Source organism: Halorubrum sp. Atlit-28R (assembly GCF_003665955.1).
GTDB classification, from domain to species: domain Archaea; phylum Halobacteriota; class Halobacteria; order Halobacteriales; family Haloferacaceae; genus Halorubrum; species Halorubrum tropicale.
The window spans coordinates 87,264-101,268 of record NZ_QPLS01000002.1; the positions used below are offsets into that span (position 1 = coordinate 87,264).

At 71.3% G+C, this 14,005-nt stretch carries 14 protein-coding genes; 9 read left to right on the top strand and 5 right to left on the bottom strand.

Features of this window, described 5'->3' with window-relative positions:
- Nucleotides 1–12 precede the first annotated feature (12 nt).
- A complete protein-coding gene (locus tag DVK06_RS03975) occupies nucleotides 13–249 on the top strand; it encodes a hypothetical protein (RefSeq protein WP_053771204.1) in 237 nt (78 codons plus the stop codon).
- Nucleotides 250–286: 37 nt separating this feature from the next.
- On the opposite strand, the gene DVK06_RS03980 is transcribed toward DVK06_RS03975, so the two are convergent.
- Both DVK06_RS03980 and DVK06_RS03985 read right to left on the bottom strand, forming a co-directional pair.
- Entirely contained in the window at nucleotides 287–1,471 is a 1,185-nt protein-coding gene (locus DVK06_RS03980; protein ID WP_053771205.1) for an MFS transporter, read from the bottom strand.
- A gap of 110 nt (nucleotides 1,472–1,581) precedes the next feature.
- Nucleotides 1,582–2,757: a Xaa-Pro peptidase family protein gene (locus tag DVK06_RS03985; protein WP_121599377.1), complete on the bottom strand. Its 1,176-nt coding sequence runs from the start codon at nucleotides 2,755–2,757 to the stop codon at nucleotides 1,582–1,584.
- 112 nt (nucleotides 2,758–2,869) lie between these two features.
- Between DVK06_RS03985 and DVK06_RS03990 the strand changes: the two genes are divergently transcribed.
- Nucleotides 2,870–3,526, top strand: a complete 657-nt coding sequence (locus DVK06_RS03990) for a hypothetical protein (RefSeq protein ID WP_121599378.1) — start codon at nucleotides 2,870–2,872, stop codon at nucleotides 3,524–3,526.
- 271 nt (nucleotides 3,527–3,797) lie between these two features.
- A complete protein-coding gene (locus DVK06_RS03995; protein ID WP_121599379.1) occupies nucleotides 3,798–4,775 on the top strand; it encodes a transcription initiation factor IIB family protein in 978 nt (325 codons plus the stop codon).
- Between the two features lie 75 nt (nucleotides 4,776–4,850).
- On the opposite strand, the gene DVK06_RS04000 is transcribed toward DVK06_RS03995, so the two are convergent.
- Entirely contained in the window at nucleotides 4,851–5,042 is a 192-nt protein-coding gene (locus DVK06_RS04000; RefSeq protein WP_121599380.1) for a hypothetical protein, read from the bottom strand.
- A 106-nt stretch (nucleotides 5,043–5,148) separates the two neighbouring features.
- Between DVK06_RS04000 and DVK06_RS04005 the strand changes: the two genes are divergently transcribed.
- On the top strand, nucleotides 5,149–5,622 hold the full coding sequence (locus DVK06_RS04005; protein WP_121599381.1) for an NUDIX hydrolase: 474 nt from the start codon (nucleotides 5,149–5,151) through the stop codon (nucleotides 5,620–5,622).
- Between the two features lie 128 nt (nucleotides 5,623–5,750).
- The gene (locus DVK06_RS04010; RefSeq protein ID WP_121599382.1) at nucleotides 5,751–7,970 is read left to right on the top strand and encodes a hypothetical protein; all 2,220 of its coding nucleotides are present in this window, start codon (nucleotides 5,751–5,753) and stop codon (nucleotides 7,968–7,970) included.
- 79 nt (nucleotides 7,971–8,049) lie between these two features.
- On the opposite strand, the gene DVK06_RS04015 is transcribed toward DVK06_RS04010, so the two are convergent.
- Nucleotides 8,050–8,355, bottom strand: coding sequence for a hypothetical protein (locus tag DVK06_RS04015; RefSeq protein WP_004045854.1), 306 nt, complete (start codon nucleotides 8,353–8,355; stop codon nucleotides 8,050–8,052).
- Nucleotides 8,356–8,650: 295 nt separating this feature from the next.
- Here DVK06_RS04015 and DVK06_RS04020 point away from each other — a divergent pair, with 295 nt between their 5' ends.
- A complete protein-coding gene (locus DVK06_RS04020; protein WP_121599383.1) occupies nucleotides 8,651–10,003 on the top strand; it encodes an adenylosuccinate synthase in 1,353 nt (450 codons plus the stop codon).
- 36 nt (nucleotides 10,004–10,039) lie between these two features.
- Here the strand turns inward: DVK06_RS04020 and DVK06_RS04025 are convergent, their stop codons facing one another.
- Nucleotides 10,040–10,906: an aldo/keto reductase gene (locus DVK06_RS04025; RefSeq protein ID WP_121599384.1), complete on the bottom strand. Its 867-nt coding sequence runs from the start codon at nucleotides 10,904–10,906 to the stop codon at nucleotides 10,040–10,042.
- A gap of 140 nt (nucleotides 10,907–11,046) precedes the next feature.
- Here DVK06_RS04025 and DVK06_RS04030 point away from each other — a divergent pair, with 140 nt between their 5' ends.
- The 3 genes from DVK06_RS04030 to DVK06_RS04040 all read left to right on the top strand — a co-directional run bounded on the left by DVK06_RS04030 (nucleotide 11,047) and on the right by DVK06_RS04040 (nucleotide 13,959).
- Entirely contained in the window at nucleotides 11,047–11,535 is a 489-nt protein-coding gene (locus tag DVK06_RS04030; protein WP_053771215.1) for an Lrp/AsnC family transcriptional regulator, read from the top strand.
- On the top strand, nucleotides 11,532–12,671 hold the full coding sequence (locus DVK06_RS04035) for a pyridoxal phosphate-dependent aminotransferase (protein ID WP_121599385.1): 1,140 nt from the start codon (nucleotides 11,532–11,534) through the stop codon (nucleotides 12,669–12,671). Before DVK06_RS04030 ends, DVK06_RS04035 begins: the two co-directional genes overlap by 4 nt.
- A 133-nt stretch (nucleotides 12,672–12,804) precedes the next feature.
- Nucleotides 12,805–13,959 (top strand): acyl-CoA dehydrogenase family protein, encoded by a 1,155-nt coding sequence (locus DVK06_RS04040; protein WP_121599386.1) that lies wholly within the window; start codon nucleotides 12,805–12,807, stop codon nucleotides 13,957–13,959.
- Nucleotides 13,960–14,005: the final 46 nt, after the last annotated feature.

The window sequence follows — 14,005 nt, forward strand, 5'->3', positions numbered from 1 at the left end:
GGAACGAGGGGTATGCCCACTTTCGAGCTGAACCTCTCGGACGACGTGTACGCGGAGTTTCAGCAGCTGGCGGACGAGGAGTTCGTCTCCGAAGAGCAGGCCGCGGAGGACCTGATCGCGTCCGGTATCGAGGCGTACAACGTGAGCGTGGTCGACGAGGAGCCCCGCGACGAGATGCTCGACGGCGCCGAGAACAACATGTTCGACACCGCGGAGGACCCGGGCAGCATCGAGGACGACCGCCTCTGAGGCGGCACGGGGCTCTCGCGACTCGCCTTTCTCCGGCTCAGTACTTCGTCCCGAGCAGCCGGTTCGCCGACAGCGTCGCCAGCCCCAGCGCCATCACGCCCGCGAGCAGCCCGAACGCGACGGGCCACCCGGCGGCGTCCGAGACGGCGCCGACGACGACGCTGCCGGTGGCGCCCGTCACCATGTAGGCGGTCCGGACGAGTCCGAAGCCGGCGCCCCGCTCGGCGTCGGACAGCAGGTCCATGAACCGCGACTGGATCGGCGCGCCCCACGACATCGCGAGGCCGACGAGGCCAACGGCCGGGACCGACACGAGGAGGCCCAGGTCGAGCGTCGCGGCCGCGGCGAGGGCCCCGTAACCGACGACGCCGGCGCCCATCGTCACCATCGCCGTGGCGTCGCGTCCGATCCGGTCGGACACCGAGCCGGTCACCGGCTGGGTGCCGCCGTGGACGAGGAAGTACGCGGAGAACAGCAGCGCCGACAGCGCGCTCGACAGGCCGGTCCCGACCTCGAGGAACGTCGGGAGGAACGAGGCGGTCGCCTGCCACGTGAACGCCCCCATCGTCGCGAGCGCGGTCGTGTAGAGGATCCGCGGCCGCGAGAGCAGTTCGACGAGCGGGCCGACGGCGAACCGCTCGCCGATCGGCTGGTCCGGCCGGAGGGGTTCGGTCGGTCGGACCCGCCACGCGAACAGGACGAAGACGGGGACCGCCACCGCGGCGCCGAGGAGCACGCCGGCTCGCCAGCCGTACCGCGACCCGACGAGCGCGGCGGCGGGCGGCGCGGCGAGCCCCGCGAGCGGGCCGCCGGCGACGTGGACGCCGATGGCGCGGCCCGTGTCGTCGAACTGCCGGGTGAGGAACGTCGTCGCGACCGAGTAGTGGAGGCCCGCGCCGACGCCGAGCGCGGCCGCGAACAGCCCGAAGGCGAGCATCGAGGGCGACGCGGCGAGGAGGACGGAGGCGACCGCGGTGGCGCCGACGGCGGCGAGGATGACGCGGCGCTCGCCGTAGCGGTCGCCGAGGACGCCGGAGGGGAACTGCGCCAGCGCGTAGGTGAGCCACATCCCGCTCAAGGCGAGCCCGACCGTGCCGTTCGTCACGCCGAACCGGGCAGTGATCTCCGGGACGAGCGGGCTCACGACGAGCCGCGCCACCATCGTCCCGGTGAACGCGAGCGTACAGAGCGCGAGCGCCGTGTGTTCGTACCGCCAGTTCACGGTCGCCGTACCGGGTACGGGTCAAAGCGGCTTCCGATCGCGGTCAGACGGGCCGGATGTCGCGCGACGCCGACGGCGGTCCGGGACGCCCCCCGGCGCCCCGCAACGGTTCACTCCGCGACGAACTCGATCGGGTAGTCGGTGAGGTTCTCGTACCCGTCCTCGGTGACGACGACGAGGTCCTCGATCCGGACGCCGCCGACAGCGGGGTCGTAGAGGCCGGGCTCGACGGTGATCACGTGGCCCGGCTCCAGCTCCTCGCCACCGCTCGCGAGCCGCGGCGACTCGTGGACGTCGAGGCCGATCCCGTGCCCGGTCGAGTGAATGAACCCGGTCTCGGTCTCGGGGTCCGTGCGGAACGTCGGCTCGCCGGCCTCCTCGTACACCTCGCAGGCGGCGGCGTGGACCTCCTCGCCCGTGGCGCCCGGCTCGACCGCGTCCAGCGCGGCGCCCAGCGCGCGCTCGGTGAGGTCGTACCACTCGCGGAGGGTCTCGCTCGGCTCGCCGACGCAGAACGTCCGCGTCATGTCGGCGTTGTACTTCGACGCCTTCGAGCGCGGGAAGATGTCGACGATGATCGCCTCGTCCGCGCGGAGCGGGCCGGAGCCGCGGTCGTGCGGGTCGGCGGCCTGCGCGCCGCCGGCGACGATCGTCTCGTCGAGCGCGCAGCCGTGGCGCAGCAGCGTCACCTCTATCTCCTCGGTCACGCGCTCGCTGGTGAGCGGCTCGCCGTCGCGGAGGAGGACGCCCGCCTCCGCGTCGTCACCCTCGCCCGCCACGTCGGCGCCGGCGATCAGCTCCTCGGCGGCCCGCATCGCGGCCTCGTTCGCCTTCTGCGCGTCGCGGATCGCGTCGACCTCGTCGTCGGTCTTCACGGCGCGGACCGCTTGGAGCCGGTCGTCGGCGTCGACCGCGACCTCGATCCCGCGGTCGCGGAGGGCGTCCGCGGTACCGACCGGGCCGCGCGGCGGCATCGAGACGGACTCGACGCCCTTGTCGCGGACGAACGCCGCGTACATGTCGTTGCGCTCCTCGCGCCCGCCGTACTCGTAGTCGTAGTCGGCGTGGCGTTCGACGGTGTCGGCCGCCGCCTCCGTCGTCGCCCGGCCGTACTCCAGCCCGCTGACGAGGACGTGGACCTCGCCGTCGGCGTAGAGGGTGAGGAACGGGTCGGGGCCGGTGAACCCGGAGAGGTACAGCTGGTTGGCGTCCTCCTGCGAGGCGTCGAGGAGGTAGCCGTCGGTGTCGAGGTCCGCGAGGCGGTCGTCGAGCCGCGTTCGGTTCATAGGCGTGGTGCTCGCGCGACGCCCAAAGCGGTTGTCCTCGCGGAACCGATCGCCGCTCCGCCCGCGGCCCGTGAGAAGACATATCCCGCTCGCTCGGGAACGCCGGAGCGAGATGGCGACCGACGGCAGAACGACGGTCGGCTCGCTGGTGTCGCTCCCGGCGGGGTGGTTCCCCGTCGCCGCCGCCTGCGGGGCCGGCGCGGCGCTGCTCGGACTCGGGCTCACGCGGGTCGGACTCGCGGTCGCCGGCGTGTCGCCGGGGGACTCGGCGGTCGCCCGGTGGATGGTCGGGGGACCGGTCTCGGCGGTCGAGGGGTCGATCTGGTTCCTCTTCGACGCGCACTGGGTCCGGACGCGGACGGGTCCCGGGCTGTCGGACCTCGTCGTCTTCGGGCGCCCGCTGATACAGGCCGACGCCGCGCTGTGGCCGCTCCGGGCCGTCCCGCTCGTCGTCGCCCTCGGCGGCGCGGCCGCCGTCCGATACCTCGGCGTCGCCGACACGCTCGCCGGCGCCGTGACCGGCGCAGGCACGGCGCTCGGGTACCTCCCGGCGATGCTCGCGCTGCGGGCGCTCTCCCGCGTGCCGCTCACGCGCCACGCGTCCGACGGGCGGGTACCAATCTCCGACGCCGACGGGATCCCGGCCTCGGAGGCGGCCGGCGTCGCCGCCGGCCCCGACCTCGCCTCGAGCGTCGCGCTGGTGACCGGGCTGGCCGTGATCCTCGGCTCCCTCGCCGGCGCCGTCGCGGCCGCCGCGACCGGGGAGTGACCGGCGGGCCGGCGGCCTCGAACGCCGCCCCGTCCGGCGCGAAACGCCTTTATACCAACTCCCGCGTTCGCGCCGTCGATCGCGCTTCCAGCGCGGGTCAGTCGGTCCCGTCGAGAATTCCGAATTGTACAGGGTTCTACACGCCGTTTTCGGCCGTGTCCTCGCGCCGTCAGATACGCGAACATTTAAGTGCGTCGGTCACTTACCCGAAGGTGAGGAAAACACCGAGACCCGTCTCTCGGTTTCGTTGTTCCCTCCACGCACCAAACCAATGAGCGAGAACCTGCGAACGTACACGACCGAGACCGTCGACGACGAGAGCCAGACCGAGTCGGCAACCGAGGACGAGGAGCTGCGGTGCCCCGAGTGCGGCGGGCAGTTAGCGACCGACACGGAACACGGCGAGACCGTCTGCGTCGACTGCGGGCTCGTCGTCGAGGAGGACGAGATCGACCGCGGGCCGGAGTGGCGCGCGTTCGACTCCAAAGAGAAGGACAACAAGTCGCGCGTCGGCGCCCCGACGACGAACATGATGCACGACAAGGGGCTCTCGACGAACATCGGCTGGCAGGACAAAGACGCCTACGGCAAGTCGCTGTCCAGCCGCCAGCGCGAGAAGATGCAGCGGCTGCGGACGTGGAACGAGCGCTTCCGCACCCGCGACTCCAAGGAGCGCAACCTCAAGCAGGCGCTCGGCGAGATCGACCGGATGGCGAGCGCGCTCGGGCTCCCGGACAACGTCCGCGAGACCGCGTCGGTCATCTACCGCCGCGCGCTCGACGAGGACCTGTTGCCCGGGCGCTCCATCGAGGGCGTCTCGACGGCCTCGCTGTACGCCGCCGCCCGGCAGGCGGGGACGCCGCGAAGCCTCGACGAGATCGCGGGGGTCTCCCGGGTCGAGAAGGACGAGATCGCCCGGACGTACCGCTACGTCGTCCGCGAGCTCAAGCTGGAGATCCAGCCCGCCGACCCCGAGAGCTACGTGCCCCGGTTCGCCTCCGACCTCGGCCTCTCCGACGAGGCCGAGCGCCGGGCCCGCAGCCTGCTCGACACGGCGAAGGAACAGGGGATCCACTCCGGCAAGTCGCCGGTCGGGCTCGCCGCGGCCGCCGTCTACGCCGCCTCGCTGCTCGTCAACGAGAAGGTGACCCAGAGCGAGGTCAGCGAGGTCGCGAACATCAGCGAGGTCACCATCCGGAACCGTTACCACGAGCTCCTCGAGGCCGAGGACTCGGTCGCGCTGAACTGACGCCGCCGCTGCGCGGCCGCCCGTCACCGCGTTCGGAGGTCGCTCGCCGGTTCACTCGCTTTCTTCGCCGTCCCATTACTCCGCGTCGCCGCCGATCATATAGTCCCCCGACAGCGACCGTTCGGCGTCGCCGCCGGGCGGCAGCTCGTAGAGGCTACGGCCGAGGTCCGCGCCGCCCGCCGCGGCGTCCGGCCGCTTCCGTCGCCACGCGGCGTCGTCCGCGTCGGTCGTCGTCCACGACAGGTCGTCCGCGTTGATCGGTGGCATATCACGCGGTCACGCCGGACCCCCAAAGGCGTTCGCGTCGCCCGAGCGGAGTCCCCATCCCGCCGGGAGCCGAAACCGCGAAGGCGACGCGCCGCCACCCGGGACCATGGAGACGACTCGCCACTTCACGGCGACGACCTACATCGTCAACGACGGGGCGACCGCCCTTCACGAGCACGAGCGGCTGGGGATCACGCTGCCGCCCGGGGGCCACGTCGACCGCGACGAGCTGCCGCACGAGGCCGCGCGGCGCGAGGTCCGCGAGGAGACGGGGCTGACCCCCGAGCTGGTCGCGACGGAGTCGGCGATCACGGGCCCGAACACCCGAGGGCTCCCGGAGCCGGCCCACCTCATGCTCCACGACATCAACGTCCACGAGGACGGGTCAGTGGGGCACCAGCACGTCGACCACCTCTACTACGCCCGCGTCGACTCGCGGGAGATCGCCCCCGACGGCGACGACGAGGTGGACCCGGCGTGCTGGCGCTGGTACACCGCCGCGGAGTTGGCGGCGAGCGACCTTCCGGACGACGTCGTCGACCTCGGCCGCGAGGCTATCGCCGCCGTCGGCACGGACTGACCGGGCCGGGCGTGGCGCCGAGACGTCCGGCCCGCGGTCGAGCGGTTCGGTCCGCCGCGCGCGGCGTCAGACGGCCGTCTCACGCTCCGGAAGGTATTTGAGTCGGTGTTGGCGACGTAAACGCAAGGATGGACGCACAGCGACGGGAAGCGATCGCCGAGTGGGACGACCGCTCGTTCTCCGACGGGTTCGCGGGGCTCCGGCGGGTCGTCGACGACGGGTTCTCGGGGGCGGCGACCGACGGGACCGGATGGCTGTTCCTCGTCGACGGGCGCGTCGTCGGCGTCGTCGACGCGGCGCTCGACGCCTTCGCCGAGGCCTCCGGGACCGTCTATCGGGCCCCGGACGACGCGCTCCCCGTGCTCTTCGCCATGCAGGAGCTCGGCGGCGAGCCGCGGGCGAAGTACTACACCAAGGACACGCCGCTGGACGAGGCCGACCGCAAGCTCTCGCAGGGGGGATTCACCGGGTACATCGAGCTCTCGGAGAACGTCCTCTCCGGCGACTACTACGTCGCCTACACCGGCGGCGAGTCGATGGCGGCGGCGTACGTCGGCAACGCCCGGCGGCTGGAGACGGGCGACGACGCGTTCGACCTCGCCGCCGACGAGGTCGGGATCTACACGGTGTACGAGGTCGACCTCGACGTCCGGCCGCTCCCGGACGGCGACGAGGCGGGCGAGTCCGGCGCGGCAGCCGACCCGACCGCGGCCGGCGGATCCGACGCGGCGAGCGACGAGGCCGACGAATCGACCGACGAGCCGGCGAGCCCCGGGGCCGCCCCCGAGGCCGACGAGACCGACGACCGACCCGGGGCCCCCGACGAGCCGGGCGACGGCGCCGGGCGGGGAGACGGGCCGTCTCCGACGAACCGCTCGGACGAACCGACCGGCGTCGACGTGCGCACCGCGGAGAGCGACCGCGACGGCGCGGACCCGAGCGACGGTTCCGACGAGACGGACAGGCCGGCGTCCGACGCCGTCCGGATCGGTGACGCCGACTCGGACGGCCGCGACGCCGACGGCGCGGCGGGCGCCGACCGGACGGGACGGGCGCCGGCCGATTCCGACGGCGCGGCCGCGTCGGACGCGGGCGCAGCGGACGGCGACGCCCCGGACTCCGACGACGTGTTCTCCGAGGAGGCCGAGTGGCGTGAACAGAAGTCGATCCCGGCGCTCGACCCCTCCGAGGCCGGCGGCGAGCCGCGTTCCGGCGGGGGGCGGCGCGGGGCGTCGTCGCAGCGCTCCCGTTCGGCGAACGACCGCGCCCGGACCGGGCGGAGCGGATCGGACGCGAACGGCGGCTCGCCCTCGCCGCGCGCCACCGAGACGCCGTCGTCAAACCCGTCGGCGGTGTCGAAGCGCGAGGCGGCGGCCGACGCCGACCCCGAGCGGGTGCGGAAGCTCGAGGCGGCCTTGGAGGAGACGGAGACGGAGCGACAGTCGCTCGCCGACGAGCGCGACCGCCTGGCGGCCGAGCGCGACGAGATCGAGTCGGAGCGCGACGAGCTGGCCGAGGCGGTCGACCGGCTCGAGTCCGAGGTCGAGGACCTCCGCGAGGAGCGCGACCGGCTCCGGGACGAGCTCTCGAACGCCAGGGAGCGGCTCCCGGAGGCGGAGCGGACGCTCACGCCGGGCGAGGCGCGCGAGGGGACCAACCTGTTCATCAGGTACGACTCGAAGGAGGGCGCGACGCTCGCCGACGCCCACGAGGGCGCCGCCGACCGGGAGGCGCTCCGCGAGAACCTCCGGGTCGAACACCACACGAGCTTCGAGACCGACGGCCTCGCGGTCGACGGCCGACCGTTCGAGGAGTTCCTCCAAGACACCATCGAGTACGGGTTCACCCGCTGGCTCGTCGAAGACCTCCCGTTCGAGGTCCGCGGCACCGGCAACGAGGGGACGCTCCGCGACCTCTACGACGCGCTCCCCGAGATCGACCGCGCCGAGATCGGCGGGACGGTGTCGATCGCGATTCGGGAGGGGGGCGAGGAGACCCGCGAGCAGCGGGCGTTCGACCTCGTGTTGCGCGACCGGATGGGCCACCCGCTGTTCGTCGCGGACCTGAACGACAGCCGGGACCCGACCGCGGAGGGGACGCTGGAGTCGCTCGTCGAGAACGGGCGCGACATCGCGGCGTCGAACGAGACGTTCGCGGGGGCGTTCGCGGTGACGGAGAGCTTCTTCGAGCCGGGGGCCCTAGAGACAGCGAGCGACGCGGTCGGCGGGGGCCTGTTCAGCCGGTCGAAGCGCGCGAGCTTCGTGAAGCTCTCGCGCAAGCAGGGGTATCACCTGTGTCTCGTGGAGGCGCGCGACGGCGGGTTCCACATGACGGTCCCCGACCTGTAGATGCGGGGAAAGCGTCGGGAGTAGCTCGCGGAGAACGGAAACGCGGCAGGTGCGTCGGCGGGCGAAATCGAAGTTCCGATCAGTTCTCGAGCTCGGCGGCGTCGTCGATCCGCATGGACCCGAGCTTATCGACGGTCTCGTCGAGCTTCTCGTCGAGCTCGTCGACGAACTCGTGGGTGCGCTCCGTGGTGATGGCGCCCTGACTGGACGGCTCGATGAGGTTCTCCTCCTCGAGGACGCGCAGCGAGTACCGGACCTTGTGGTGCGGGTAGCCGGTCTCGTTCGACATCTTCACGATGCCGATCGGCTCGTTTTCGATGACCATCCGCAGGACCTGGAGGTGACGTTCCAGCATGTCTACCTCCTTCTCTAGTCGATCTATCATGGCACATGTTAACTCGTCATGCCCCCGTTTAAAAGTTGCTGTCGACGGCCGCGGAGGCCCGCTCAGATCGCACGCTTTTACGTGGGAGTAGTTAACGTGTTCGATCGCGGCGCGGCAGCGGAGAACACGCACGGTCCGAACGCGAACGATAACACCGATCGCGAACGGTGCGGGGAGTAAATACACGAACAAGCGTATTATCTCTGATATACGGGCTTTTCGATCCACGTTTGTGGTAGTCTCACGGTCACAGACCGTAATCTGTTTTACCTCCCGCGGGGAATCGGCAGGTCGTATGACACTCACCATCGTCGGCTCCCAGCTCGGCGACGAGGGCAAGGGCGCCCTCGTCGACCGGTGGGGAGGGGACGCGGACGTCGTAGTCCGTTATCAGGGCGGCGACAACGCCGGCCACACCGTCGTCGAAGGCGGCGCGGAGTACAAGCTCTCCCTGGTTCCCAGCGGCGCGGTCCGGGGAACGGTCGGAGTCTTGGGCAACGGCTGCGTCGTCAACCCGCGCACGCTGTTCACCGAGATCGACGACCTGCGCGAGCGGGGGCTCGACCCCGACGTGCGCGTCGCCCGCCGGGCGCACGTCATCATGCCGTACCACCGCGTGCTCGACGGCATCGAAGAGGAGGTGAAGGCCGACGACGACGCCGGCGACGAGGTCGGCACGACCGGGCGCGGCATCGGCCCGACCTACGAGGACAAGGCCGGCCGCCGCGGGATCCGGGTCGCGGACCTGCTCGATCCCGACGCGCTCCGCGAGAAGCTCGACTACGTCGTCCCGCAGAAGCGCGCGCTCGTCGAGGACGTGTACGGGATCGACCTCGCCGACGACGACCGCGCCGACGCGTTCGACGTCGACGCGCTCCACGAGGAGCTCGCCGCGATCGGCGAGCGCCTCGCCGACGAGGGGATGACCGTCAACTGCTCCGACTACCTCCACCGCCGCCGCGAGGCGGGCGACGCGATCGTCTTCGAGGGCGCGCAGGGGACCCACATCGACGTCGACCACGGGAACTACCCGTTCGTCACCTCCTCGAACCCGACGGCCGGCGCCGCCGCGGTCGGCTCCGGCGTCGGCGTCACGACCGTCGGCGACGGCGAGGTCGTCGGGATCGTGAAGGCGTACCTCTCGCGCGTCGGCGAGGGCCCGCTCCCGACCGAGCTCGACGGCGACGCCGACGAGGAGGCGCTCGCCGACGAGATCAGGGAGAAGGGCGGCGAGTTCGGCACCGTCACCGGGCGCCCGCGCCGGATCGGCTGGCTCGACCTCCCGATGCTCCGGCACTCCGCGCGCGTCTCCGGATTCACCGGCGTCGCCGTCAATCACGTCGACGTGCTCGCCGGTCTCGACGAGCTGAAGGTCTGTACGGGCTACGAGCTCGACGGAACGGAGCTCGACACCGTGCCGACCACCACCGACCGGTGGGAGCGGTGCGAGCCGATCTACGAGACGCTCGACACGTGGGAGCCGTTCGACTCGGCCGCGGTCGCCGAGGCGGGCTACGACGCCCTCCCCGAGGCCGCCCGCGAGTACCTCGAGTTCGTCGCGGACGAGATCGACACCCCGATCTACGCCGTCGGCGTCGGCCCGGACCGCGAGGAGACGGTCGAGCTGACGAACCCGTTCGACGAGTAGTCGGCCCACCGTCGGCGGTGCGCTTTCGATTTCCGGCTACTCCTGCGGGTCGACTGCGTTCAGCGCGGCCAGGTCCTCGTCGGTGAGCGTCAGGTCCGCGGCCCCGAGGTTCGATTCGAGGTGCTCGACGCTCGACGTGCCCGGGATCGGCAGCGTCACGTCGGAGTGGTCGAGCAGCCACGCGAGCGAGACCTGCTGCGGGGTCGCGTCCCGGCGCTCGGCGACCTCGGCGAGCACGTCGCCGGCCTCGTCGTCGTCGACCGCGTACATCGGGCCCCACGGGATGAACCCGACGCCGTGGTCCTCGCAGGCGGCCAGCACGTCCTCGTCGTCGCGGTGCCCGACGTTGTAGCGGTTCTGGACGGTGGCGACGTCGACGATGTCCATCGCCGTCTCGAGCTGCTCGACGGTGACGTTCGAGAGGCCGACGTGCGCGACCTGCCCGGCGTCTTTCATCTCCGCGAACGCGTGGACCGAGTCCTCGAAGTCGGTGTCGGGGTCCGGACGGTGGTACTGATAGAGGTCGATCGTGTCCGTCCCGAGCCGGTCGAGGCTACACAGCACCTGATTCTTCAGGAAGTCCGGGTCGCCGTGGGGGAGCCACTCGCCCTCGCGGTTGCGGAGCAGCCCGGCCTTCGAGGCGACGACCACGTCGTCGGGGTCGCCGAGCGCCTCGCCGATCAGCCGCTCGGAGATGCCCGGCCCGTAGGAGTCGGCGGTGTCGACGAAGTCGACGCCGCGGTCGACCGCCCGCCGGAGCACCGCCTTCGCCGCCTCCTCGTCGTCGGGGCGCCCGATGATGTCCTCGCCGGTGACCCGCATCGCGCCGAAGCCGAGCCGGTTGACCGGGAGCTCGCCGCCGATGTCGAACGTCTCGCTCCTGCCGGTGGTGTCTGAAGCCATGGGCGGCGGTTCGCGTGCCATTCGGAAAGCGGTGAGGGTGCCGGAAGCGGACGCGCCGTGACGGCGCCGGGCGCCGCCCCAGGACTCGCCCGTGTTGCGTCCGTCGCTACTCATAAACCGCCCCCGCGCGATCGTCGGGTATGGACGCCGAGCGCGAGGTACTCGACGTGTTGGCGCGGAACGCCCGCGAGGACATCGACGACATCGCGGCCCAGACGGGCCTCGACGCGGCGGCGGTAGCGGACGCGATCGACGCGCTGGAGGCGGACAACGTCGTCCACGGCTACCAAGCCGTGGTCGACTGGGACCGCGTCGAGGAGGGGAAGATCCGCGCCGTCGTCGAGATCAACGTCGAGCTCGACCGCGAGACGGGGTACGAACAGGTGGCCGACCGGATCGCGAAGTTCCCCGCGGTCGACGCCTTACACCTCGTCTCCGGCGACTACGACTTCGCCGTCGAGGTGCTCGGCGAGACGATGCAGGACGTCTCCGAGTTCATCTCCGAGCAGGTCGCGCCGATGCCCGAGGTCACCCAGACGGTGACCCACTACATCATGGAGACGTACAAGGACGGCGGGATCCGGTTCGAGGACGGCGACGACGACGACCGCCTCTCCGTGTCGCCATGAGGCTCTCGAACCGCGCGCGCACCCTCCCGGAGTCGGGGATCCGGAAGTTCTTCGAGCTCGCGGAGGCGCGCGACGACGTCATCTCGCTGGGGGTCGGCGAGCCCGACTTCTCGGCGCCGTGGGCCGCCCGCACCGCCGCGATCGACTCGCTGGAGCGGGGCAAGACCTCCTACACCGCGAACCGCGGCATGGCCGCGCTCCGCGAGCGGATCGCCGCGCACCACGAGCGCTACGACCAGTCGTACCAGCCCGAGTCGGAGGTGCTCGTCACGACCGGCGCGAGCGAGGCGGTCGACCTCGCCTTCCGGGCGCTGGTCGACCCCGGCGACACCGTCGCGGTCCACGAGCCGACGTACATCTCCTACGGCCCGGGGATCGAGCTGGCGGGCGGCGAGCGGCTGACGGTCCCGACGCGCGCCGCGGACGACTTCGCGCTCACCCGGGAGTCGCTGGCGGCCGCGGGCGCCGCCGAGGCCGACCTGCTCGTGCTCTGTTACCCGAACAACCCGACCGGCGCGACGATGACCGACGAACAGCTCGCCGAGGTGGCGGCGTTCTGTCGGGACGAGGACCTCCGCGTCGTCGCCGACGAGATATACGCCGCGCTCACCTACGGGACCGACCACGCCTCGATCGCCACGCAGCCGGGGATGCGCGAGCGCACCGTCGTCGTCAACGGGTTCTCGAAGGCGTACGCGATGACCGGGCTCCGCCTCGGGTACGCGCTGGGTCCGACCGACGCGATCGACGCGATGAACCGGATCCACCAGTACACGATGCTGTCGGCGCCGACGACGCCGCAGTACGCCGCGGCCGAGGCCTTGGACCGCTGCGACGACGAGGTCGCGGAGATGGTCGAGGAGTACAACCGCCGCCGCCGCCTCGTGGTCTCCCGGTTCAACGAGATGGGCCTCGACACGTTCGAACCGGGGGGCGCGTTCTACGCGTTCCCCGAGTGCGGCGGCGACGACGAGGCGTTCGCCGAGGCGTTGCTGGAGGCCGAGGGCGTCGCCGTCGTCCCGGGATCCGTCTTCGGCGCGGGCGGCGAGGGCCACCTGCGCGTCTCGTACGCCACCTCGATGCGCGAACTGAAGGAGGCGACCGACCGGATCGCCGCGTTCGTCGAGGGTCGCTGACCCCGCAACGCGGCTCCGGGCACGAGTCGGTCACCGCGGTCTCTCCGTGCCCCTGCGAACCTAAACGAACAACTCTTCGCAGATTGTTCCACGTTCGCTAACGATTATCACGCTCGATCCTGATCGTCCGCGTATGGAGTTCCAGCTAACGGACGAGCAGAAGCAGCTGCGTGAGGAGGTCCGGAAGTTCGCCCACGAGGAGATCCGACCGGTCGCGACCGAATACGACGTCGAGGAGTCGTACCCGCACGAGGTCATGGACGAGGCGGCCGACATGGGGCTGCTCGCGCCGCACGTCCCGGTCGAGTACGGCGGGATCGGCTACTCGTCGCTGGAGAACGCCATCCTCACCGAAGAGCTGTTCGCGGCCGACCCCGGCATCGGGCTCTGTATCTCCAGCGCCGGCTTCGGCGCGGAGGCGCTCATGGAGTTCGGCACGGAAGCGCAGAAGGAGCGCGTCCTCCCCGAGGTGACCGCGGGCGACGCGGTGATGGGCTCGGCCATCTCGGAGCCGCAGGCGGGCTCGGACGTGACGAGCGTCGCCACCCGCGCGGAGAAGGACGGCGACGAGTGGGTGATCAACGGCTCGAAGATGTGGATCACGAACGGCACGGTCGCGGACTACTTCGTCGTCGTCTGCGAGACGGACCCGGACATCGACGACCGCTACTCGGGCTACTCGCAGATCCTCGTCGAGGGCGACCGCGACGGGCTCACCCGCGACAAGATCACCGGCAAGCTCGGGATCCGCGCGAGCGACACCGCCGAGCTGCGCTTCGACGACGTGCGCGTCCCGGAGGAGAACCTCATCGGCCAGCGCGGGATGGGCTTTTTACAGCTCATGCAGTTCTTCGACGAGACCCGCACCGCGGTCGCCGCGCAGGGCGTCGGCATCGCCCGCGGCGCCGCCGAGCGGGCGCTGGAGTACGCCGAGGAGCGCGAGCAGTTCGGGCGCTCCATCTCCGACTTCCAAGCGATCAAACACAAGCTCGCGGAGATGCACACCAACACCGAGGCCGCGCGCTGGCTCACCTACCGCTCGGCGTGGGCGGTCGACAACGAGGCCGGCGACCTCACCGCGCTCGCGTCGATGGCCAAGGAGTTCGCCTCCCGGACCGCGGTCGAGGTCGCCGACGAGGCGGTTCAGATCCACGGCGGCGCCGGCTTCGTCAACGACCACGACGTCGAGCGGCTCTACCGCGACGCGAAGATTACCCAGATCTACGAGGGCACCACGGAGATCCAGAAGAACATCGTCGCCCGCGAGCTGCTCGACGAGGGGATGTAGCCTATCGTCGGAGCGCCCCCCACCGGATCGGTATGTAAAAGCGACG